The 22,411-nt window shown below is 72.2% G+C and carries 16 protein-coding genes, 1 tRNA gene and 2 pseudogenes; 12 read left to right on the top strand and 7 right to left on the bottom strand.

Translation table 11 applies throughout. The features are described from left to right. The first annotated feature begins 350 nt into the window (after positions 1–350). The 4 genes and pseudogenes from ABD329_RS21870 (at position 351) to ABD329_RS21885 (ending at position 4,618) form a co-directional block, all read left to right on the top strand. Positions 351–1,973: a TROVE domain-containing protein gene (locus tag ABD329_RS21870; RefSeq protein WP_198276783.1), complete on the top strand. Its 1,623-nt coding sequence runs from the start codon at positions 351–353 to the stop codon at positions 1,971–1,973. A 105-nt stretch (positions 1,974–2,078) separates the two neighbouring features. After that, positions 2,079–2,816, top strand: a complete 738-nt coding sequence (locus ABD329_RS21875) for a helical backbone metal receptor (protein ID WP_198280058.1) — start codon at positions 2,079–2,081, stop codon at positions 2,814–2,816. A gap of 158 nt (positions 2,817–2,974) precedes the next feature. Further along, positions 2,975–3,688, top strand: a pseudogene (locus ABD329_RS21880) (alpha/beta hydrolase); the annotation flags it as partial. A gap of 33 nt (positions 3,689–3,721) precedes the next feature. Continuing rightward, a complete protein-coding gene (locus ABD329_RS21885; protein WP_246618880.1) occupies positions 3,722–4,618 on the top strand; it encodes a Vgb family protein in 897 nt (298 codons plus the stop codon). Between the two features lie 49 nt (positions 4,619–4,667). Here ABD329_RS21885 and ABD329_RS21890 read toward each other — a convergent pair whose 3' ends face one another. Further along, entirely contained in the window at positions 4,668–7,943 is a 3,276-nt protein-coding gene (locus tag ABD329_RS21890; RefSeq protein WP_198280063.1) for an amidohydrolase family protein, read from the bottom strand. A gap of 297 nt (positions 7,944–8,240) precedes the next feature. On the opposite strand from ABD329_RS21890, the gene ABD329_RS21895 reads away from it, so the two are divergent. Then, positions 8,241–9,191 (top strand): alpha/beta fold hydrolase, encoded by a 951-nt coding sequence (locus tag ABD329_RS21895; protein WP_198280060.1) that lies wholly within the window; start codon positions 8,241–8,243, stop codon positions 9,189–9,191. A gap of 47 nt (positions 9,192–9,238) precedes the next feature. Here ABD329_RS21895 and ABD329_RS21900 read toward each other — a convergent pair whose 3' ends face one another. Then, positions 9,239–10,132 carry a transketolase family protein gene (locus ABD329_RS21900; protein ID WP_198280061.1) on the bottom strand — a complete coding sequence of 298 codons (894 nt, stop codon included), beginning with the start codon at positions 10,130–10,132 and terminating at the stop codon, positions 9,239–9,241. Positions 10,133–10,162: 30 nt separating this feature from the next. Next, the gene (locus tag ABD329_RS21905) at positions 10,163–10,864 is read right to left on the bottom strand and encodes a thiamine pyrophosphate-dependent enzyme (RefSeq protein ID WP_198280062.1); all 702 of its coding nucleotides are present in this window, start codon (positions 10,862–10,864) and stop codon (positions 10,163–10,165) included. Positions 10,865–11,128: 264 nt separating this feature from the next. On the opposite strand from ABD329_RS21905, the gene ABD329_RS21910 reads away from it, so the two are divergent. Beyond that, positions 11,129–11,202: transfer RNA gene (locus ABD329_RS21910), tRNA-Pro, on the top strand. A gap of 119 nt (positions 11,203–11,321) precedes the next feature. Here the strand turns inward: ABD329_RS21910 and ABD329_RS21915 are convergent. After that, positions 11,322–12,608 (bottom strand): tyrosine-type recombinase/integrase, encoded by a 1,287-nt coding sequence (locus ABD329_RS21915; RefSeq protein ID WP_198280750.1) that lies wholly within the window; start codon positions 12,606–12,608, stop codon positions 11,322–11,324. An 875-nt stretch (positions 12,609–13,483) separates the two neighbouring features. On the opposite strand from ABD329_RS21915, the gene ABD329_RS21920 reads away from it, so the two are divergent. The 6 genes from ABD329_RS21920 to ABD329_RS21945 all read left to right on the top strand — a co-directional run bounded on the left by ABD329_RS21920 (position 13,484) and on the right by ABD329_RS21945 (position 18,922). After that, positions 13,484–13,618: a hypothetical protein gene (locus ABD329_RS21920; RefSeq protein WP_281404708.1), complete on the top strand. Its 135-nt coding sequence runs from the start codon at positions 13,484–13,486 to the stop codon at positions 13,616–13,618. 198 nt (positions 13,619–13,816) lie between these two features. Continuing rightward, positions 13,817–15,406 (top strand): ABC transporter substrate-binding protein, encoded by a 1,590-nt coding sequence (locus ABD329_RS21925; protein WP_198280751.1) that lies wholly within the window; start codon positions 13,817–13,819, stop codon positions 15,404–15,406. Between the two features lie 17 nt (positions 15,407–15,423). After that, positions 15,424–16,389, top strand: coding sequence for an ABC transporter permease (locus tag ABD329_RS21930; protein ID WP_198280754.1), 966 nt, complete (start codon positions 15,424–15,426; stop codon positions 16,387–16,389). Further along, on the top strand, positions 16,382–17,227 hold the full coding sequence (locus ABD329_RS21935) for an ABC transporter permease (protein WP_198280752.1): 846 nt from the start codon (positions 16,382–16,384) through the stop codon (positions 17,225–17,227). The genes ABD329_RS21930 and ABD329_RS21935 overlap by 8 nt, the downstream gene beginning before the upstream one ends. Further along, a complete protein-coding gene (locus ABD329_RS21940) occupies positions 17,224–18,201 on the top strand; it encodes an ABC transporter ATP-binding protein (protein WP_344316775.1) in 978 nt (325 codons plus the stop codon). Before ABD329_RS21935 ends, ABD329_RS21940 begins: the two co-directional genes overlap by 4 nt. Continuing rightward, positions 18,194–18,922, top strand: coding sequence for an ABC transporter ATP-binding protein (locus ABD329_RS21945; protein WP_344316776.1), 729 nt, complete (start codon positions 18,194–18,196; stop codon positions 18,920–18,922). Before ABD329_RS21940 ends, ABD329_RS21945 begins: the two co-directional genes overlap by 8 nt. A gap of 195 nt (positions 18,923–19,117) precedes the next feature. On the opposite strand, the pseudogene ABD329_RS21950 reads toward ABD329_RS21945, so the two are convergent. The 3 genes and pseudogenes from ABD329_RS21950 to ABD329_RS21960 all read right to left on the bottom strand — a co-directional run. After that, positions 19,118–20,917 (bottom strand): annotated as a pseudogene (locus ABD329_RS21950) (alanine--tRNA ligase-related protein); the annotation flags it as partial. Between the two features lie 61 nt (positions 20,918–20,978). Beyond that, positions 20,979–21,560 (bottom strand): recombinase family protein, encoded by a 582-nt coding sequence (locus ABD329_RS21955; protein WP_309142951.1) that lies wholly within the window; start codon positions 21,558–21,560, stop codon positions 20,979–20,981. A 138-nt stretch (positions 21,561–21,698) separates the two neighbouring features. After that, positions 21,699–22,411 (bottom strand): transposase (locus tag ABD329_RS21960; RefSeq protein ID WP_344316777.1); only part of this gene is annotated, 713 nt, incomplete at its 5' end.

Below are 22,411 nucleotides of genomic sequence, written 5' to 3' on the forward strand. Positions count from 1 at the left end.
GTGTCGTGCTGTGCGGACCGCGCCGCGCGGGCGGCGGAAAACCGGATGACGGCCCGGGAGGCGGCCCCCTACTGTCGTATCCGTGAACGCACCTCCCGGTGCGAAGACGACGGTTACTTCGGTCGATTTGGGTTCGATTCCTAAAACACTCCGCCCGGTGCGGAGTGGGAAACACACCGTCGTCGACTGTGATCTCGGGAGGCGCGCGCACGGCATCGGAGCGCCTGGTGCGCGGGCCGCGGTTACTTCCTTTCCAGAACGGTCCGCCGCCCACTCCTGACCTCAGGCGCTGCCGACGCACCGGCGCGTCGCCTCCTCCCAATGCCCACTCGGGGGAGAGGCATGACCGCATGACCAAGTTCAACCGCGTCTTCCGGCGCGCCAGGGCCACGACGACCACCTACGAGGGCGGCGCCGCCGTCACCCGCGACAGCAAGTCCGAACTGGTGCTGCTGGCCGTGGTGAACATGGTCGGCGAGCAGACCTTCTACGAGCCCTCCGACGACCGCGACGACCGCTTCCGCGGCCTCGTCCGCAAGGTCGCCGTCGAGGACGCCGACTGGACCGTCCGCTTCATCAGCTGGCTGCGCGCCGAGGCCCTCATGCGCACCGCGTCGCTCGTCGCCGCCGCCGAGGCCGTCGCGGCGCGACTCGCGGCCGGGCTGCACGGCGGCAACCGCCCCATCGTCGACGCCGCGTGTCAGCGCGCCGACGAGCCCGGTGAGTTCCTCGCCTACTGGACCGCCCACCACGGCCGCGCGCTGCCCAAGCCGGTCAAGCGCGGCCTCGCCGACGCCGTCCGCCGCCTCTACTCCGAGCGCTCGCTGCTCAAGTACGACACCGAGAGCCACGGCTTCCGCTTCGCCGACGTCCTGGAGCTGGTGCACGCCGCACCGGACCCCGACAAGCCGTGGCAGGGCGAGCTGTTCCGGCACGCCATCGACCGCCGCCACCAGCGGGACGCCGCGCCCCCGGTCTCGCTGCGCACCCTGCGCGCCCGCACCCGGCTGACGGCCCTGCCGCGGTGGGAGCGCCGTGCCGTGCTGGAGCGGCCGGACGCCGCCGACGCCCTCCGTACGGCGGGCATGACGTGGGAGGCGCTCGCAGGCTGGCTCCAGGGGCCGATGGACGCGGCTGCCTGGGAGGCCGTGCTGCCCTCGATGGGCTACATGGCGCTGCTGCGCAATCTGCGCAACTTCGACCAGGCCGCGCTGCCGGACGCGGTCGCCGAGCGGGTCGCGGCACGGCTGGCCGACCCGGCGGAGGTGGCCCGCTCCCGCCAGTTCCCGTACCGCTTCCTGTCCGCGTACCGGGCCGCGCCTTCGCTGCGCTGGGGCCACGCCCTGGACCGGGCGCTGACCGCGTCCACGGCGGCCGTCCCGGCGCTGCCGGGCCGCACCCTCGTGCTCGTCGACACTTCCGGCTCGATGCAGGCACAGGTCTCGAGCCGTTCCCAGGTGCGCCATGTGGACGTCGGCGCGCTCTTCGGGGTCGCGCTCGCGCACCGCGGCTGCCGGGTGGACCTGGTCGGCTACGCCTCCGGGCACTTCGGCCACCGGCTGACCCCGGGCGGCTCGGTGCTCCGCGACATCGAGGCGTTCTGCGCGCGGATCGGCGAGGTCGGGCACGGCACGGAGACGGGTGCGGCGCTGCGGGCGGCGTACCGCGGCCATGACCGGGTGGTGATCGTCTCGGACATGCAGGCGTTCGCGGAGGCGCGCCCCGGCCGGTCCGTTCCGGTCTCGGAGGCCGTCCCGGCGCGGGTGCCGGTGTTCGGCGTCAACACCACCGGTTACGCGGCTACGTCCATCGACACCGGCCGGCCGAACCGGTACGAGATCGGCGGCTTCAGCGACAAGCTGTTCACGATGGTCGGGCTGCTGTCGGAGGGCCGCGGTGTCGAGGGCGGCGGCCGTGGCGTCCGTGGCGGCCGGACCGTCTGGCCGTGGGAGACGCCGCAGGAGGCGGCGTAGGGGTGGCCGAGCGTTGGGGGCGCGGGCGTTGGGGCCGCGGGTGTTGGGGTGCGGGTATGGGGGCCGTACGGCCGGGTACGCCTCGTCGCGCCGTACGGTGGAGCGATGAGCCCTCGCACTTCCGTACGGCGCGTCGTGTCCCTCGTGCCCTCGCTCACCGAGGCCGTCGCCGCCACCGCCCCGGAGCTGCTCTCCGGGGCGACCGACTGGTGCACCCATCCGCCCGGCCTCACCGCGGAGCGTATCGGCGGCACCAAGAACCCGGACACCGCCCGGATCGCCGCCCTCGCCCCCGATCTGGTGATCGCCAACGAGGAGGAGAACCGTCCCGCCGACCTCGCCGCGCTGCGCGCCGCGGGTATCGAGGTCCTGGTGACCGAAGTGCGCACCCTGGAGCAGGCGTTCACCGAGCTGGAGCGGGTCCTGGTGCGCGGCTGCGGACTGGCCCGGCCCGGCTGGCTGGACGCGGCCGAGGCCGCCTGGGCGGACGTACGGGCCGGGGGCCCGGTGCGGCACGCCGTCGTCCCGGTGTGGCGGCGTCCGTGGATGGTGCTGGGCCGGGACACCTTCGCCGGCGACGTCCTGGCCCGGCTGGGCGTACGCCACCTCTACAGCGGACATCCCGAGCGCTATCCCCGGATCCCGATCCAGGAGCTGACGGCGCGGGAGGCGGATCTGGTGGTGCTGCCCGACGAGCCGTACCGCTTCACGGCCGAGGACGGCCCCGAGGCGTTCCCCGGCCTCCCGGCGGCCCTGGTCAGCGGCCGTCACCTCACCTGGTACGGCCCCTCGCTCGCGGAGGCGCCCGCCGTCCTCACGGCCGCGCTGTCGGCGGCGCGCTGACCGTATGGGGGCCGGGCGCGGTCCGGGGGAGACGATCCGGCCCGTCCTCGCCGACCCGGACCAACCACACCGGCACCTTCACCGGAACACCTTCACCGGAACACCTTCACCGGAACACCTTCACCGGAGGACCTTTGCTGAACGTCATCGCCGTACCCATGGCGCCCGAGGCGGCCCGAGCGGTCCGCGACCGCCCCGACGCGCTGATCGCCACCCCGCTCCCGGACGACGCCGAGGTGCGGGGCGACTGGATCGGCGCGCCCGGCGCACACGGCGGCGCGGTGATCTATGTGCACGGCGGCGGGTTCGCCCACACGATGCCCGAGGCCGAGCGGATGATGGCCTATCGGCTGTCGAAGGCGACCGGACGCCCGGCCCTGCGGGTGGACTACCGGCTGGCGCCCGAACACCCCTATCCCGCGGCGCTCGAGGACGTGCTGGCCGCCTGGCGCGGTGTGCTGGACGAGGGTGTCCCGGCCGCCGAGGTCGTGCTCGCCGGGGAGTCGGCCGGCGCCACGCTGGTGCTCTCCGCCCTGCTGGAGATCGAGCGGACCGGCGGTCCGCGGCCCGGTGCCGCGATCGCGGTCTCACCCATCACCGACTTCGCCCTTACGGGTGCGTCGATCGCCGCCAACGACGGTAAGGACGTGCTGAGCCGGGCCGCCCTCGATTCCCTCAGCGCCCAGTACCTGGCCGACGCGGCCGCCGACCATGCCCCGCAGTCACCGCTGTACGGGGACCCGCGCGGGCTGCCGCCGCTGCTGATCGCCGTCGGCACGGACGAGGCGCTCCTGGACGACGCGCGCCGCTTCGCCGAGGCGGCCGACGCCGCCGGGGTGAGCGTGCGCCTGGAGGAGTACGAGGGCATGCCGCACGCCTTCCACCTCTCCGAGCCGGGCGAGGTGCTGCTGGACCGGATCGGCCGGTGGCTCGCCGACCCGGTCCGCGTCTTCACCGTCAGCGACCCGGACGCGGGCCCCTACGCGCTCACCGGCGGCCCCGACGGCGCCCTGTGGTTCACCTTGGTCCACCAGGGCGCGATCGGCCGCAGGGACGCGGACGGCCGGACCGCCGTCCACCCCGCCGGAGCCAAGCCGACGGTGATCGCCCAAGGGCCCGACGGCGCCCTGTGGTTCAGCGAGTACGGCACCCACCGCATCGGCCGGATCGCGGTGGACGGCACGATCTCCTCCTTCGCGCCGCCGACCGCCGACGGCGGGCCGTACGGGATCGCCGCGGGCCCGGACGGGGCCATGTGGTTCACGCTGTCGGCCGCCGACCGCATCGGGCGGATCACCACGGACGGCGACATCACCGAGTACCCCGCGCCCGGAGCCTTTCCGTCCGCCATGGCGGCGGGGCCCGACGGCGCGATGTGGTTCACCCTCAACCAGGCCAACGCCATCGGCCGGATCACCATGGACGGCCGGACGGCCGCCCACCCCCTGCCGACCGAGGCCGCCGCGCCGGTCGGCCTCGCCCAGGGGCCGGACGGCGCCCTGTGGTTCACCGAGATCGGCGCGGGGCAGATCGGCCGCATCACGGTGGACGGGACCGTCACCGAGTACCCGCTGCCCGACCGCCAGGCCCGGCCGCATGCCATCACCAGCGGTCCGGACGGGGCGCTGTGGTTCACCGAATGGGGCCGCGGCGGGGTCGGGCGCATCACCACGGACGGCCGGATCACGGCGTACGACCTGCCCCGGGCCGACTGCGAACCGCACGGCATCGCCGCGCACGACGGCGCGCTGTGGTGCGCCCTGGAGACGGGAGCCCTGGCCAGGATCGACGTACCCCGTTGACCGCCGGGGTGGGGCGGGGGCCTAAGCCCCCGTCCCACCCCCATCGCCCTCAGCCGTCCACCGAGCAGCAGGAGTCGCGCCGCAGCAGCCGTCCCACCTCCAGCCACTCATCCGCCGACTTCCCGTGCGGCGCCGCCGCGGCACCGGCCCCCGGGAAGGACTCGACCAGCTCGCGCTGCTCGTACGGCACCCCGCCCCGCAGCACCGACACCGTACGTACCAGCGTGTCGAAGTCCGTGAAGGGATCGCCGTCCACGACGGTCAGGTCGGCCAGCTTGCCGACCTCCAGGGTGCCCAGGTCGCCGTCGGCGCCGAAGGCCCGCGCCGGGAGGACGGTCGCCGTGCGCAGCGCTTCCTCCGGCGACAGCCCGAACCGGTGCAGGGCGCGCAGCGCCATGTGCAGATGGAGGCCCACCGGAACCAGCGGCTGGTCCGTCCCCAGGGCCACCACCCCGCCCCTGGCGAGGATCCGCTGGTAGACCCCGATCTCTGTGCGCAGCGTGTTCAGCTGGTCCGCGGTCGGGGGCGCCCCGGCGAGCTGCCGTACGAGCGCGGTGTCCCACGGCGGCATCAGCCGGGTGACCCGCTCGTCCTCGGCCAGCGAGGGGTCCGCTCCGACCAGCGGCGAGGCCGTGAACGGCGTGGCGATGAGCCGGAAGTCGGAGGTCGCGGTGTAGATCTCCGTCAGGTCCTGCTGGGAGTGGCCGGTCGCCGTCGTGGCGTGGCCGTACTCCAGCCGCTGGGTGGCCTGTAGATGCGACGTCAGGTCCTGCCCGAGCTGTATGCCGGGTGAGCACAGATGGCTGCCGGTGCGCACGCCGAGCCGCTCATGCGCGAACCGGGCCGCCTCCTCCATGATCCAACCCGGTGCGCGCACATAGGTCTTGACGAAGTCCCAGTCGAGCGCGGCACCGCGCGCCAGGGAGCGCCGCAGACCGTCGCGGGTGCGATGCGCCCGGCCCATGCTGTACGCCACGCGCGGCCCGTCCAGCAGCTCACCGGTGGCCAGCAGCCGCGGCCCGGCCAGGGCGCCCGCCGCGACGGCCTCCCTGAGGCGCGCCTGCTCATAGGCGAACCCGCCGAGGGAGACCGCGGTGGTGATGCCGTACGCGAGCTGGAGGGCGGTCTGACGGCCGCCATAGGTGTACTGCCAGGGGTGGGTATGGGCGTCCCACAGCCCGGGGATGACGGTGCGGCCGGAGGCGTCGACGCGCCGCTTGGCGGGCCGCCCGCCCCGGTGCGCCTCCACGGCCGCGATGCGTCCGCCGCGCACCACGATGTCCACGTCCTCGCGTACCGTGCCGCCCTTACGGCCATCACCACCGGCACCGCCCTCGCCGCCGGTGCCGTCCCAGAACCGCCCGGCGTGGACGACGGTGTCCGCGGGGCGCGGCCGCCGGTGCTCCAGCGGGATACGGACCGTCCGGGCGGTGCCGCTCTTGACGTCCAGCAGCCGCAGCCGGCCCGCCGACAGATACAGGACGCTGCGGGAGTCCCCGGACCAGGAGGGGTGATCGGCGGCCTCGTCGGTCAGCCGGCGCGGCGCGCCGTCGGGGGTGCCATCCGCCCTCACCGGCAGCAGCCACAGGGCGGACTCGACGATGAGCGCCATATGGCGGCCATCGGGGGACCAGACCGGTCCGGAGTCATAGCGGTCGGAGAGGGAGGTGTGCGGGGCGACGGCATGCTGCACAGCCGCACCCGTACTGGTGTCGATCACCCGGATCAGGTTGTAGCCCTCGCGGAACCGCTGGTTCAGCCGATTGCGATCGCACAGGGCGACATAGCGCCCGTCGGGCGACCAGCTCGGCCGGCCGGGCAGCCCTCCGGCGCCCATCGGCGCGGCGAGCACGCGTTCCGTACCGGCGTCGAGATCGCGCAGAACCAGGTTTCCCGACATGTCGACACTGACGAGCCGCTTGCCGTCGGGGGAGAGCGCCGGATGCACCCGGCCGCCGGAGGCCAGCACGGTCTCCTTGCCCGAGGCGAGGTCCCGGCGGCGCACGGCCAGCAGCCCGTCGCGGTCGTCCGCGTACACCAGGGCGCGTCCGTCGGGCGTCCAGGTGGGAGCCAGCAGATACCGGGTGGGGGCCGCCCGTACGACCCGGCGCGGGGCCCGGCCGCCGGAGACATCGGCGACCCAGAGGGAGTTGAGGGCGGCGAAGGCCACCTTACGGCCGTCGGGGGAGAGCGCGGGCAGATGCAGCCCGCGCACCGGCCGCACCCCGCCACCGTCGAAGTCGTACCGCTTGACGCGGTACCGGGGCCGGTCGACGGGGAGGGTGCCGGAGAAGGGGATCTCCTCGTACGCGAGCGCCTTACGGTCGGCATCCGCACCGGCGCCCCCTGCCCGGGAGGCGCCCTCACCGGCAGCGTCTCCCCCGGCGCCGGACCGCGTCGCCGACGGCAGCCGGAACACCCGGAACCGCCCGTCCACGGTGAGCAGCAACTCGTCCCGCGACACCCAACGGGGCGGCACGGGCTGCACATCGCCCGCGATCGCCACCGGCTCCCCGTCCACGACCAGCGTGCAGGAGGCGGCGGGAGCGGCCGTGGTGCGCAGATAGGCGAGATGGCCGCCCGCCGACACCGACGGCGTCATCACCTGGGCGCCGGCGGTGGGATCGGTGCGCTCGGCCGTGACCGGTCCGGTGCCGTCGGCCCGTACGGAGGCGACCGTACGAGCGCTCAGCGCCGTCCCGGCGAGCGCGCCGCGCACGAACAGCACCCGCTCGCCGTCCGCGGACCAGGCCGGGTCGAAGTCCTCCCAGGCCCCGCCCTGGAGCGGCCCGTCCTGGCCGTCCACCCCCGTGAGCCGGGTCAGCTCACCGCTGGCGACCTCCAGCACCCAGATCCGGTACGGGCTGCCCGCCACGGGGTCGCCGCCGCGCTCGGAGGCGAAGGCGATCCGGGTGCCGTCGGGCGACCAGGCCGGACCGCGGTCATCCCATGGACCGTCCGTTCGCTGCCGCAAACCGGAGCCGTCGGGGCGCAGCGTCCAGACATGGAATCCGCCGCCCCGGTAGGCGCAGACGGCCAGCAGCTTTCCGTCGGGGGAGTACACCGGCCGGGTGGGCTCCAGATCGGCCGGTGTGAGCGCCACGGCCTCGCCGCCCTTGCGGGCCACCGACCACAGGACGTTCTGGACCTCGGCGATCAGGCGGTCGCCGGACGGGGAGAGGGTCGCCGCGCCGTTGGTGGCGGCGGTGAAGGAGAGCGCACCCGCCCGGGTCGGCGCGGCGGCGGCCGCCTCGAGGGGCAGGGTGGCGGCGGTGGCGGCGGCGGTTCCCACGGCGGCGGCCTGGAGAAAACGCCGCCGCGACAGGGCGAGAACATCTGCCGAGGCGGGGGAATTCGAGCCGGTGGAGTTGGGGGAGCTGGTGGGGAGCGAAGCGTCGTGCGAGTCCAACGGTCCTCCTGGAGCAAGGGAGTTGTATGGATCGGCAGTCGATACGCGGTACCAAGCGGCTGATCGTTACACACCCCGCGCCCCGGAGGACAGGGCGTCGATCCCCTTGGCTCGCGGGCCCGGCAAAGAGAGAGTGGGCTTCCATGCGCACAAGATCCATTCGCACCGGATCGACGCGCACCCGGATCGATTTGAGCAAGGAGATGAGACGGCATGTCCGACGGCGGTATCACCCACCGCACCGACCATCTGCCCATGTCCGACGGCGTGGGGGTCGTGACCTACAGCTGGCTGCCGGAGAACGGCGCCGTGCGCGCGATCGTCCAGATCGCCCACGGCGCCGCGGAGCATGCCCGGCGCTACGACCGGTTCGCCCGCTTCCTCGCCGCCCACGGCTATGCGGTGATCGCCTCGGACCACCGCGGCCACGGAGCCACCGCCGATGCGACGGGCGGCTTCGGCGTCGTGGGCGAGGAGGGCGACGGCTGGCGGGCGATCGTCTCGGACCTGCGCACCATCGGCGACCGCGCGCGGGCCGCGCACCCCCGTGCGCCCCTGATCCTGCTCGGCCACAGCATGGGCTCGATGCTGGCCCGCGACTGCGCCCAGGAGTATGGCGAGGAGCTGGCCGGGCTGATCCTCTCCGGCACCTTCCGCTCACTCCCGGGCACCGAGACCGAGGAGGCGCTGGCGGGCATCGCGCGGGAGATCGCGGAACGGGGCCGGAACGGAGCGTCCACCTTCACCCCGACCCTCTTCGCCTCGTTCAACGACCCGTACGAGCGCCTCCAGGACCGGACGGGCTTCGAGTGGCTCTCGCGCGACGCGGCGGAGGTGGCCATGTACGCGGCGGACGAGCGGTGCGGCTTCGCGTTCAGCGCCGGGCTGTCCCAGGACTGGGTCCGTGGCGTCCGTAAGATCAACGACCCGCACCACCAGGCCCGTATCCCGGCCGCGCTGCCGGTGCATGTGGTGGTGGGCACCGAGGACCCGTGCAACCAGGGGATGACGCTCGTCTACGAACTCCTGGAGGACTTCCGCTACGGCGGCACGCGGGAGCTGACCTGGAAGGGATACCAAGGGGCCCGGCACGAGATCCTCAACGAGACCAACCGGGACGAGGTCCAGCAGGACCTGCTGACGTGGCTGGAAAAACACATCTGAACCACCAGCCGGCACGGGCCCGAACCTCTCCTCACCCCCTCACCCCCTCACCGCAGAAAGGCGGAGATCCGCGCCCGCAGCGATGCCGGGTCCAGCCCCTGCCCCGCGAGATGCTCGTCGATCGTGCCGTAGCGGCGCAGCTCGCGCCGGGGAATGCCCAGGCCGAGCACCCGATGCGGGCGATCGGCGAGCGCGTCGTTCACGGCGGCGGTCGAGGTACCCGAGAGATAGGGCTCGACCAGCACGACGTCGCCCACTTCGCCGATCGCGGTGCGCACCGCCGGCGCGTCAAAGGGCCGCACGGTCGTGGCGTAGAGCACGGTGACGTCCAGCCCCGCGACGGCCGTAAGGACGCCATCGAGCATCGGCCCGACCGCGATCACCACACCGCGGCGCCCTCCCCGTACGGTCAGGAAGCGGCCGGGGGCGATGTCGCGCGGGGCGGAGTTGGAGTGCGCCGACAGCCGTACGTACACCGAGTCGTCACCGGCGGCCGCCGCGTCCCGCAGCAGGGTCTCGGCCTCGTCCGGATGGCCGGGCACATGGACGGTCCAGCCGTCGAGCGTGTCCAGCAGGGCCACATCGCCGGGCGCCATATGGGTGTACCCGCCCGCCGGCCAGTCGTACGAACCGGCCGCGCTCACCAGCACCCCGCCCACGCCCTGATGCCCGAAGTCCAGCTTGACCTGCTCAAAGGGCCGCTCGATCAGAAAGCTGGCAAAGGTGTGCAGAATCGGTCGCATCCCGGCCAGGGCCAGTCCACCGCCGACGCCGACCAGCAGCTGCTCTCGGATGCCGACATTGATCACCCGGTCGGGATGCGCCCGGGCGGCGTCCATGAAGCCGTCCTTGCCGATCTCGGCCAGCACGACGGCCAGCCGGGGATCGTCGTCCAGAAGACGGGAGACGACGGAGGCGAAACGCTCACGCATGGTGTCCATGAGAACAGTCCCTCTCACACTGGAATCGCATCAGACCTTGGCCTCGACCCGGGCCACCACGACATGCGGCCGCCCCGGGTGCGGCGCGGTGTACGCCTCGTACAGCGCCTGGTGATCACGCCCGTCCACGGTCGCCGTGGACCACCCCGCGGCCTCGAAGCGCGCGGCGATGCCCCCGGGCCGCCCATGGCTGGCGGAGGCGTTGTCGACAACGACCGCGTGCAGCCGCTCCAGCCCCACGGCCCCGGCGTACGCGATCGCCTCGTGATTGCTGCCCTCGTCCAGCTCGGCGTCCCCGATGAGCACCCACACCGCGGCCCCGGAGAGCCCCCGCGCCCGCAACCCGAGCGCACTCCCCACAGCCAGCGGCAACCCGTGCCCGAGCGACCCACTGCTGATCTCGACCCCCGGCACCAGCACCCGATCCGGATGGTGCCCCAGCGGCGAGTCATACCCCCCGAACCCCGCCAGCAGCGACTCGGGGAAGAACCCCTTGGCGGCGAGCACGGCGTAGTACGCCATCGGCCCATGCCCCTTGGACAACAAGAACCGATCCCGCTCCGGCGCATCCACCCCCTCCGCCGAAACCCGCAGCACACGGTCGTAAAGCACCCAGACCACGTCCAGCGTCGAGGTGGCGGCCGGCCCGTGCTTCTCGTCCCCGGTCATCAGGCTCATCAGCCGAGGAAGATCGTCATACCCATACCCGGTGTGAACGTCGGTGAAGGTCATGCTGCGAGCGTGCAACCTAAACCAAACTTCAAGTCAAGCCCCCGCCCACACGCCCCGCCCACCTGCCCCCGCCCCCACCCCCACCCCCACCATCCTCGCGCCCTCTGGCTAACAATGCGCGATGACCCGACCCCGCAAGGTGAACACCCCAGCTGGTCACGCCGGACTCCCGATCTTCACCCGGGGTGGCAGCGACCACCCCCTGAAGTGCGGTATTGTTCTTCATGCGCGGTCGGCGAGGGAAAGCCCAAGCCGCACGAGCACCGGGACGTGGCGCAGCTTGGTAGCGCACTTGACTGGGGGTCAAGGGGTCGCAGGTTCAAATCCTGTCGTCCCGACGGTGTTATTGCAGGTCGGAGGCCGTTTCCGCCGGAAGGCGGGGGCGGCCTTTTTGGTTGGTGGTCGTTGGGTGGTCGTAGATCGGGCCGGGGGACACGCTTCTGGTCCTGACTTTGTTTCATGCTGCTTGTGTGTAGTGGTCGCTGTGTGGCTGGCTTCGTGGGGCGGGTGGGCTGGTGGTCGTTGTGTGGTCGTAGCGCTTTTCCTCGCGGTCGAGCTGTTGGGCGATGGCGTCGACGGCTTGGCGGGCTGCGGGTTTGGTGAGGTGGCCGTAGATGTTGGCCGTGGTGGAGATTGTGGAGTGGCGCAGGGTTTTCGAGACGATGGTCAGCTCGACGCCATGGGTCAGTGCCAGGGTTGCGGCGAGGTGGCGGAGGTCGTGGACGCTGGTGCGTGGGACGCCTGCCTGGCGGGCTAGGTAGTGGAAGTGGTTGAGGACGTACTCGGGGTGCAGTGGGCGTCCGTCTTCGCGGTGGAAGACGAATCCGCCTCCCGGGGGTGCTGCTGGGTCGCTGGCTGTGCGGTGCTGGGTTTTGCGGTGGGTGAGGATCGCGTGGATGCGGGGTGAGAGGGCGACCCAGTCGCTGCTCTTGCGGGTCTTCGGGCGGGTCAGGGTGAGCTTGTTGTTGTCGATCGCCGAGAGGGTCCAGCGGACGTAGATGGTGCGTGAGCCGAGATGGACGTCGTCCCAGTGCAGGCCGAGGGCTTCGCCTTTGCGGAGGCCGGTGCCGATGAGGAACTCGATCAGGTCGGCGAAGTCCGGATCGTTGGTGTGGCAGTGGCGTAGGAAGCGGATCGTCTGGGCTGGGGTCCAAATGGTGCGTTCGCCGGAGGCCGGGCGGGGGACCACGGTGGGCCGGACGACGTTGGTAGGGAGTCGGTGCTGGCGGACGGCGTCGCCGATCGCGCTGGAGAGGGTGGCGAGGATGTGCCACACAGTGGGGCGTCCTCGTCCGGCGGCGAGCTGGGCCAGTACGAAGTGGTGGATGTGTTCGTAGGCGAGCTCGTCCAGGCGGATCGGGCCGAGGGCCGGGATCAGGTCGTGGTGGACGTAGTCGCGGTAGCGGACCCATGTGGTGGCCTTGAGCCGCAGCCGCTTGGCCGTGAGCCACTGGATCAGGTAGTCGGCGACGGTCTGGTTCGGGTCGGCGCTGATGCCGATCCGGCGGCCGGCACGGTAGCGGTGCAGGGCGGTGCGGGCGTCGCCCTCGGTGGGGAAGCCGCCGCGGCGCACGGTGCGGTTGTGCCCGCCGGGCTCGGTGGCGGGAAGGTCGACGGCGAAGGTCCAGGTCCCGTGCGCGGGATCGGAGATCAGCTGGGGGCAGTGGACGCCGAGCTGGCGGCGCTGCTCGTCGCGGCAGCCGCAGCGCCGGTAGACGCGCCCCACGGTCTCGTGGGCGCGCATGACGATCACCTTCTACGGCGACAAGGAATTGTTGCGGCATGTCCATTGTGAATCGCGGCTAGGGAGAATGGAAATTCCTTACGACCACAATCCGACCACCCGGGTCCTGATCCGCGGCCTGACCAGCGGCGATCCCTTTACTTTCCCCACAGGTGCGGTGGATCCACTGTCTGGGCCTGGCACGAGCAGAAAAAGTGTGCCAAGCGGCTCGGCCACACTCAGAAGCAGGTGTCACGTTCGAGCGCCCGAGCCAGGCACATTCCAACAGCCAGGCCCCCGCGGGGACACGCTCGCGGGGGCCAGCTCGTGCCTGGCAGCCCAAGTGACGGGGCCCTGCTCAGTCCTCCTGATCCATCACTGGCAGGCGCAAGATCGCTTATCAGGGCGGATCGGTGTGCGGGGTCGGCCTGTCCGGCGGGTGCCGGATTGAGAAGACGATCAGCCATCGGAAGGACATGCCCCGGACCGACAGGCGCGGATCATGACGAAGGCTATCGGGCCGACCCCGCACACAATCACTCTGCTGCATTCCAGTGGCTATTGCAACCCATATGCAATAAGCCGGGGTCGACGGCCACGGCTGATGGCGAAGCCGGTGGCGCCCCCACGGCACCGGCGGACAGTTCCGGTCCTGTGCTCCTCGAAGCTGCGTCCGTCATCTCGCCGTCGGCTGTGGCGATGGGGGGGCTTGCCGCCGAGGCCCAGAAGACTCGCCGTTCCCGGAACCTCGCCTGGCGACGTGGCGACTCCCGGGGGCGGCGCACGTCAGACCCACTGCATGGAGCGGTCCTGGAGGTGCTGGCCACGTGCCCGCGAGCCGCTGGCGCCGAAGACCACGACGGGGGGCGGGGCGTGCGAGGGCTGCGAGGTCGTCCTTGAGCAAGAGGGTGATCTCACCGCAGCGGATGAACAGAGCACCGGCCGGGATCGCGGCGTGGGCGGCCAGGCTGAGCGTGGCCATATCGGTGGCCGCCGCGGGCGCGGCCGATCCGCAGGGCACGGGCGTATGAGGGGCGGCCTGCCGCCTCTCCGTACGGCGGCGTGCCCAAGGACATGTCAGGTGCCCGCCCCGTCGCCTTCGGCGGCCGAGGCGCGCAGCCCCGTGCCGCGACGGAACACGTCACCTTAATGCGAACTTCTCGCAGTTGCAGATGATATGCAACAATCGCTGCCCGGCGACGGCATGTACATGAGGGAACGGTGTGGCGATGGTGCGTAGTACGAAGGGTCGGATCGCCTCGATAGCGGCAACGGCCGTGCTCATCGGGGTGCCGGCGTGTTCGGCGCCGGGCGACGGTGGCAGCGACTCGGATGCGGGTGCCTCGCTAGCGGTGGGCATCGCGTACGAGCCCGAGACGCTCAGCCCGCTGCTCGGATACGGCAAGGACGGCAGCTCGAAGATCTTCGACGGACTGCTCACCCAGAATGCCGACTTGGAACTGAAGCCCGCACTCGCCACCACGTTGCCGGACGTCAGCGAGGACGGCCTCACCTACACCTACACCCTGCGCGACGGTGTCACCTTCAGCGACGGCGCTCCGCTCACCGCCGACGACGTGGTCTTCACCTACGAGACGATCCTCGATCCGAAGACGAACAACCCCTCACGCGAGGAGCTCGACGCGATCGAAAGCGTCCGTGCCAAGGACGACCACACGGTGGTCTTCAGGCTCAAGTACCGTTACGCGCCCTTCGCGGGACGCACCGTGCTGCCGATCGTGCCCGAGCACGCGGCGGACGGACAGGACGTCAACACCGGCTCGTTCAACACCAAGCCCATCGGCACCGGCCCGTACGTCCTTACCGGCTGGACCAAGGGGGAGAAGCTCACCTTCAAGGCCAACCCCGACTACTGGGGCGGCGCGCCGAAGGTGAAGAAGCTGACTCTGGCGATCGTCGCCGATGACGACGTGCGCGCCACCCGGCTGCGCTCCGGCGACCTGGACGCGGCAATCCTGCCACCCCATCTCGCCGGCACCTTCAAGAAGGACACGTCGAGAAAGGTCTTCGCGGCGGAATCGGCCGACTACCGGGCCGTCACCCTCCCACAGGGAGGCAAGGTCACCGGCGATCGTGCCGTCCGGCGGGCACTGGACATCGCGGTGGACCGGCAGGCCATCGTCGACAGTGTTCTCGACGGGGCCGGGCACCCCGCGGCGGGCCCGCTGCCGGCCACCAGCCCGTACCACGCCGACGGCACGCAACGCGATCGCGATCCGCGGCGGGCCCGGGAGATCCTCGACCAGGCGGGCTGGAAGCGGGGATCGGACGGGATCCGCACCAAGGACGGGACACGCGCCTCGTTCACCCTCTGGTACTTCTCCGGAGACAAGCTCCGCCAGGACCACGCGCTCGCCTACGCCTCGGACGCCAAGAAGGTGGGGGTCGAGGTGAAGGTGCAGGCCGGTACCCGAGAGGTGGTCAGGCCCCGGCTCGACCGGGACGCGATGCTGATGGGCAACGGGAACCCCGTGGACCCGGACTACGACCTGTACGGGCTGCTGCACTCCTCACTGGCGGGGAACGGCTGGAACAACATGGCCCGCTACGACAACGCCACCGTCGACAAGGCCCTGGACGCGGCCCGCCGCACCGCCGACGACACCGAGCGCCGCGCCGCCTATACCGAGGTCCAGCGCGCGCTGGTGGAGGACCCCGGTTACACCTTCCTCACCCTCATCGACCACATGTACGTGGTGAATGATGGCTGGTCGGGCGTCACCACCCGGGTCGAGCCGCACGACCACGGGCTTGCCGGACCCTGGTGGAACGTCGAGGACTGGAAGCCCCGCGCGTGACGTTCCCCTGGCGCGCCATGCTCCGGATGGCGGGGCGGCGGCTGCTGTTCGCGCTGCCCGTACTGCTCCTGGTCACCCTCGGCGTCTTCGCGCTCGCCGCCGCCTCGCCGTTCGACCCGGTGGCCCAGTACGCGGGTACCGCCGGGCTCAGCGCCTCCCAGCAGACCCTCGACGAACTGCGCGTGAACCTCGGTGTCGACGGGCCGTTCGTGGTCCGCTGGTGGCGCTGGCTCGGCGCCGCGCTCACCGGTGACCTCGGAGACTCCTTCTCCCTGCGCCAGCCCGTGGCCCAGGTCATCGGGGAGCGGATCGGCTGGACGGTGCTGCTCTGCGCGACGGCGTTCGCGGTCACGGTGCCGCTGGGCAGCGTGCTCGGCGTGCTCGCGGCCCGGCGGCCGGGCAGCTGGTTCGACCGGGTCATCACCTCGCTGTCCTACGCGCTGGAGGCGGCGCCGGTCTTCTGGCTCGGGCTGCTCGCCGTCTGGGCGTTCGCCCTTCAGCTGGATGTGCTGCCGGCCGGCGGGCTGACCGACACCCGCAGTGCGGTGGTCTCGCCCGGCCAGGTCACCGAGCATTTGGTCCTGCCCGCCGGGGTGCTGGCCGTCTCCCAGATGCCGTGGTTCGTGCTCTACGTACGTCAGGGCGTCGTGGACGCGTACGCCGAGGACCACGTGACCGGGGCCCGCGCCCGCGGCCTGAAGGAACGCACCGTCCTGGTACACCACGCGCTGCGTTCCGCGCTGCTCACCGTTCTCACCCTGATCGGCTCCCGCATACCCGAACTCATCACCGGAGCGCTGCTGGTCGAGACCGTGTTCAGCTGGCCGGGCATCGCCGAGGCCACCGTCCGCGCCGCCACCGCCGTGGACTTCCCCCTCCTCGCCGCCACCACCGTCCTGGCGACCGCGGCCGTGCTGCTCGGCAACCTGCTCGCCGACCTTCTCTATGGGCTCGCCGACCCCAGGGTGGCCTTCGATGGCTGACCCCCCGACCCTCTCGACCAGGACCGTCCGCCGGTACGCCTCCCTCGGCGTCACCGCGGTCGTGCTCCTCACCGTTCTCCTCGTCCCGCCACTGACCGGCCTGGACCAGCAGCTCGTCGACCTCTCGCAGAAGCTGCGCCCACCGTCCCGGGCGCACCCCTTCGGCACCGACGACGTCGGCCGCGACCTGCTGCTGCGCTGCGTCTACGGCTTGCGGGTCTCGCTGCTGGTCGGCGTGGTCGCCGCGCTCGCGGCCACGGTGCTCGGCACGGCGTTCGGGGCGCTGGCCGGCGCGCTGGGCGGCTGGACGGACCGTCTGCTGATGCGGCTCGTCGACGCCTTCGCCTCCGTACCCCACCTGTTGCTGGGCATCTTCATCGTGGCGATGTTCCGGCCCGGTGTCTGGCCGGTGGTGATGTCGGTCGCCCTCACCCACTGGCTCTCCACCGCCCGTATCGTCCGCGCCGAGATCCTCTCGCTGCGCTCCCGGCCCTATGTCGACGCCGCCATCTCGGGCGGCGCGTCGCGGTGGCGGGTGACAGTCCGGCACCTGTTGCCCGGCGCCTTGCCCCAGGCCGGACTGGCGGCCGTGCTGATGGTGCCGCACGCCATCTGGCACGAATCCGCGCTTTCCTTCCTCGGCCTCGGCATACCCACCCACCAGGCCAGTCTGGGCACACTCATCCAGACGGGGCGGGGATCGCTGCTCACCGGCGACTGGTGGCCCACCCTCTTCCCCGGGCTGTTCATCATCGTGCCCGCCCTGGCCATCGCCGGCCTCGCCGGGCTGTGGCGGGAACGGCTCAACCCGCGCCGCCGATCGGAGCTGATGCTGTGAACCCCGACGCGACGCCCCCAGCACCGCTCCTGAGCCTGCGCGACCTCACCGTGCGCTTCCGGCTCCGCCACGGCGTGGAGGTGGCCGCCGTCACCGGCGCGAGCCTCGACCTCGCCGCGGGGGAGTGCCTCGCACTGGTCGGTGAGAGCGGATGCGGCAAGTCGGTGCTCACCGCCGCCCTCCTCGGGCTGCTCCCCGCCAACACCGAGGTCACCGGAACCGCCCTGGTCGGTGGCGTGGACGTACTGGCCGCCGACGAACGCACCCTCGCCCGGAAGGTACGCGGCCGGCTCATCGGCCTCGTCCCGCAGAGCCCCGCCGCCCACCTCAACCCGGTCCGCACCGTACGCTCCCAGCTCCACGAGACGGTTCGCGAACTCCTCAACCCGCCACGCGACCGTCTGCCCTACCTGGTGCGTCAAGCGGCCGCCCGCGCCTCCTTCCCCGCCGACCGTCTCGACCACCACCCCCACCAGCTGTCCGGCGGTCTCGCCCAGCGCGCCGCCACCGCCCTCGCCCTCGTCGGCGACGCCCCGCTGCTCCTCGCCGACGAGCCCACCACCGGACTCGACCGCGACCTCGTCGACGCCACCGCCGGCGAACTCCGCCGCCACGCCGACTCCGGCCGCGCGGTCCTCATCGTCACCCACGACCTCACCGCCGCCCAGCGCGTCGCCGACCGGGTCGCCGTCATGTACGCGGGCCGGATCGTCGAACTCGCCCTGGCCGCCGACTTCTTCGGCACACCCGGCCCACGCCACCCATACGCCCACGGCCTGCTCGAAGCGCTCCCCACTCGCGCCTTCCGCTCCATCCCCGGCACGCCACCCGAACTCAGCCGGCTGCCCGACGGCTGCGCCTTCGCTCCACGCTGCCCTCACGCCACCACCGCCTGCGACGAGCAGCCACCCCTACGCGATGGCCTCGCCTGCCACCACCCCCGTTTCCCCCTCCCGGAGGCCGCCGGTGCTTGAACTGCGGGACATCACCGCCGGATACGGACATGCCGCCCCGGTCCTCGAGAACGTCTCCCTCACCATCGCCCCGGGGGAGGCGGTCGGGCTGCTGGGCCCGAGCGGCTGCGGCAAGTCCACCCTCGCCCGGATCGCCGCCCTGCTCCACCCGCCCCGGGCGGGCACCGTGACCGTGGACGGGGAGCGGGTACGCGGCTGGCGGCACCGCGCGCCCCGCCACCTGCGTACCGCCATCGGCGTCACCTTCCAGCAACCCCGCGCGGCCGCCGACCCCCGCATCCGGCTGGCGGACACCATCGCGGAACCGCTCCGCGCCTGCGGCCTCGCCGCCACGGCGAAGGCCCGTACGGCGGAACTGGCCGAGACCGTCGGCCTCACCGCCGAACTCCTCCACCGCCGCCCCCACGAGGTCAGCGACGGCCAACTCCAGCGGGCCTGCCTCGCCCGCGCGCTGGTCCACGAACCCCGCTGGCTGGTCTGTGACGAGATGACCTCCATGCTCGACGCCTCGACCACCGCCGCACTGGTCGCCACCGTCGAGACCTACCGGGACCGCACGCGCGCCGGTCTCCTCGCGGTCAGCCACGACCGCGACCTGCTCACCCGCTGGTGCGATCGGATCGTCCAACTGCCGTCGGCCCTCATGACGACATCGAGGCAAGGACCGGGCCGGGGAACACCGGGTTCGGAGGATGATTCGGGCGCTGCTACGCCGCGCTGAATGTGCCGCCTGGCCTGGCGCTGATGCGACCAGGCACGACGCCGGGCGCGGTATGGCCTCGTCGTCACCCGGACGTGTGGAGCGGTGCGGTGCGCGTCGGAGTGCACGTCCACGGTCCGCGGGCCGTCCGCGTATCCGGCGCGGCGGGTCCGCATTCCCTCGAGCGGAGTGGATGCGGATCCGCACGCCGCTGTCTCAGGCCCGGGTGACCAGGCCGGGCATGGCCGCGAGCGTCTCCGCCAGCCGCCCGGCGGGCAGACCGCCGCCCTGCGCCAGGTCCGGCGTGCCTCCGCCCCGGCCGTTCAGAAGCCGCTTCACCAGGGCGGAGGCGTCCTGCGCGGAGGCGCGTGCGGCCGGGTTGACGGCCACGACCACGACCGCGGTGCCGCCGGACACCGCGCCGACCGCCGCCACGCCGGGACGGTCCCGTGGCAGCAGGTCCCGTACGGCGGTCGCGAGTGCCCTGGCCTCCTCGGCGCCCTCCTCGGCGGTCGCCGTGGCGACCAGTACGCCGTGCGCGTCCTCGGCCCGGGCGGCGAGTTCGGCGGCGCGGGCCTGGGTGGCCCGCTGCCGGAGCCTCTGGTTCTCCCGGTCCGTGGTCCTCAGCCGGTCGAGCAACCCGGCGATGCGGTCGGGCAGTTCGGCGCGTGGCGCCTGGAGTTGCTCGGCGATCCGGGACACCAGGTCGCGTTCGCGGGCGAGGTAGCCGAAGCCTTCGACGCCGACCGCCGCCTCCAGCCGGCGCATGCCCGCCCCCACCGACGACTCCGAGGTCAGCGCCACCACTCCGATCTGTGCGGCGTGCTCGACGTGGGTACCGCCGCACAGTTCGCGTGACCAGGCGCCGCCAATCTCGACGACCCGGACCTTCTCGCCGTACGTCTCGTCGAAGAGGGCGAGCGCGCCGAGTTCCTTCGCCTCCGGCAGGGTCATCCAGCGCACGCCGACGGGCAGGTCACGGCGCAGGGCCTGGTTGGCGGCCTCCTCGATCTCGCCGCGGGCGGTGGCGGACAGGCCGCCTCGCCAGGGGAAGTCGAGGCGGAGGTGGCCGGGGCGGTTGTAGGAGCCGGACTGAAGGGCGGTGGGGCCGAGGATCTGGCGCAGGGCGGCGTGCAGGACGTGGGTGCCGGAGTGGGCCTGGCGGGCGCCGAGCCGCCACTCGGCGTCGACGGCGGCGTGGACCGCGTCCCCGACGGCGAGTTCACCGGCGGTGACGCGGACCTGGTGGGCCACCAGGCCGGGCAACGGGCGCTGTACGTCGAGGACTTCGGCCTCCGCGGACGTACCGGAGAGGCTTCCGGCGTCGCTGTCCTGGCCGCCGGACTCGGCGTAGAACGGGGTGCGGTCCAGGACGGCGGTGACGATCTCGCCCTCGCGTGCCACCGGTACCGGACCGGAGGCGGCCAGCAGGGCGAGGACTCGGGAGTCGGTGGTCAGGGTGGACCAGGCCCGCCAGTCGGTGGGGCCGTGTTCCTCGAGCACCGGGCGCAGCGCGGAGGTGCCCGTACCGCCGGACCTGCGCGCGCGGGCGTCGGCACGGGCGCGTTCGCGCTGCTCGCGCATCAGCGCCGTGAAGCCGTCGCGGTCGACCTCGACGCCCTGTTCGGCGGCCATCTCCAGGGTGAGGTCGATGGGGAAGCCGTAGGTGTCGTGGAGGAGGAACGCCTGGGCGCCGGGCAGCTGGTGCCCGCCGTCCGCCTTCACCTGGGCGACGGCGGTGTCCAGGACGGTCGTGCCCTGGCGGAGGGTGGCGCGGAAGGTGTCCTCCTCACCGGTCGCCTGGTCGGCGATCCGGTCGAAGGACTCCGCGACCTCCGGGTAGCTGGGCGCCATGCAGTCCCGGGCGACGGCGAGCAGGTCACCCAACACCGGTGCCCCGTGTCCGAGTTGACGCATCGAGCGGACCGAACGGCGCAGGATACGGCGCAGGACGTAGCCGCGGCCCTCGTTGCCGGGGGCGGCGCCGTCGGCGAGCAGCATCAGGGCGGTGCGGATGTCGGGTGTGAGTAGTTGCGGTACAGAAAGTGCCGCTGAGATTGATCTTGCTGGGGCTGGGCTACTTCGCGGGTGCTTCGAGCTGGTGAGGGATGGCTCCCGACCGCAGCTCGCGCAGGTCGGGGATGTGGTTGTAGAGGGTGCCTGGGGAGACGCCCTGCAGCTTGGCGATCGAGGTGATGGAGCGGCCGGGGTCGGGCAGGAGGTCGCGGGCGGCGCGGATGACTTCCTCGGTGGCGACGGTGGGGTGTCCGCCGACCCGGCCGCGGGCGCGGGCAGCGTCCAGGCCCTCGCGGGTGCCCTGGACGATGAGTTCGCGGATGAACTCGGCGAGTGCGGCGAAGACGTGGAAGACGAGCCGGCCGCCGGGGGTGGTGGTGTCGAGGTTCTCGTGCAGCGAGGTGAAGCCGATCCCCCGCTCGCGGAGTTCGGCGACCATGTTGATGAGGTCCTGGAGGCTGCGGCCGTAGCGGTCGAGCGAGGGGACGACCAACGTGTCGCCGCCGTCGAGGAAGGCGTGGCACGCCTTCAGTTCCGGGCGGAGCGCGTTCTTGCCGGACTTCTTGTCCGCGAAGATCTTCCGGCACCCGGCGGCGGTGAGAGCGTCGATCTGCCGTTCGAGCTTCTGGCCGTTGCTCGGCACCCGGGCGTACCCGATTTTGATCTCGGTCCGGACGAGAGGTTCGGCGAGACCGCGCGTCGCACCGTACTGATCGTTCCGCTGTGTCGGCGGCGGGTGAATCGGGTTCTGTCGCAGGGCTTGTGGTGCGGTGACTGAGTGTTAGCTCAGGAGGATGCGTTTGCGGAGTAGGGGCAGCTTGGCACGGCCGAACATCTGCCGTTTGAGCATCTTCCGGTTTACTGCGCCTTCGACGAGGCCGGAGCTGTAGGGCAGGGTGAGGCCGTTGGTGACAGCCTGGGTGTCCTGTCGCAGGCCTGTGACGAAGGAGTGGAGGTCCGGTAGGTCGGCCGCTTGGACCTTGGACATCCATTCCTCCAGCTGGTCACCGTGGCGCCTGGTCATCAGCTCGGCGAAGGTTCGGACGTGGTGGGCGGTCTTCTCCAGTTCCGGGCAGCGGCCGAGGATGGTCCTGAGACGCTCGGCCTGGTGATCGGCGATGCGGTCCGGGTGGCGGGTGATCCAGCTGGTCACCTCCCGCACGGACGGATGCCGACGGGGTGGCCGGTCAGTGCGGGGGAAGGTGTCGCGCAGTTGCCGGATGTACGCCTTGACCACGCTCTCCCCTCCGGTGTAGCCGCGGTCGCGGAGTTCTTGGAACAGCCGGCGTGCGGTGGTGCAGCCTTCCGCCCACCGCTGGTGGAGGAAGGGCTTGTGCGGGTCGAGGATGCTGGTGCGGCCGGTCCACTTGCCGACCAGCAGGTCGTCCGCGGTAGCCGCGCGCAGGAAGCGGCGGACGGTGTTGCGGGCCAGGCCGAGCTGCGCGGCGATGCCGCGCAGGCTGTGGCCGTTGTGGTGCAGCTCGTGGATGGTCT

This window comes from Streptomyces javensis (assembly GCF_039525925.1).
GTDB lineage: Bacteria > Actinomycetota > Actinomycetes > Streptomycetales > Streptomycetaceae > Streptomyces > Streptomyces asiaticus.

Excerpts from the sequence above, each read along its gene's own strand:
- ABD329_RS21915 (WP_198280750.1), bottom strand. The coding sequence starts at position 12,608 with ATGCGCGCCCACGAGACCGTGGGGCGCGTCTACCGGCGCTGCGGCTGC.
- ABD329_RS21875 (WP_198280058.1), top strand. The coding sequence starts at position 2,079 with ATGAGCCCTCGCACTTCCGTACGGCGCGTCGTGTCCCTCGTGCCCTCG.
- ABD329_RS21870 (WP_198276783.1), top strand. The coding sequence starts at position 351 with ATGACCAAGTTCAACCGCGTCTTCCGGCGCGCCAGGGCCACGACGACC.
- ABD329_RS21925 (WP_198280751.1), top strand. The coding sequence starts at position 13,817 with ATGGTGCGTAGTACGAAGGGTCGGATCGCCTCGATAGCGGCAACGGCC.
- ABD329_RS21935 (WP_198280752.1), top strand. The coding sequence starts at position 16,382 with ATGGCTGACCCCCCGACCCTCTCGACCAGGACCGTCCGCCGGTACGCC.
- ABD329_RS21905 (WP_198280062.1), bottom strand. The coding sequence starts at position 10,864 with ATGACCTTCACCGACGTTCACACCGGGTATGGGTATGACGATCTTCCT.
- ABD329_RS21895 (WP_198280060.1), top strand. The coding sequence starts at position 8,241 with ATGTCCGACGGCGGTATCACCCACCGCACCGACCATCTGCCCATGTCC.
- ABD329_RS21900 (WP_198280061.1), bottom strand. The coding sequence starts at position 10,132 with ATGGACACCATGCGTGAGCGTTTCGCCTCCGTCGTCTCCCGTCTTCTG.
- ABD329_RS21930 (WP_198280754.1), top strand. The coding sequence starts at position 15,424 with ATGCTCCGGATGGCGGGGCGGCGGCTGCTGTTCGCGCTGCCCGTACTG.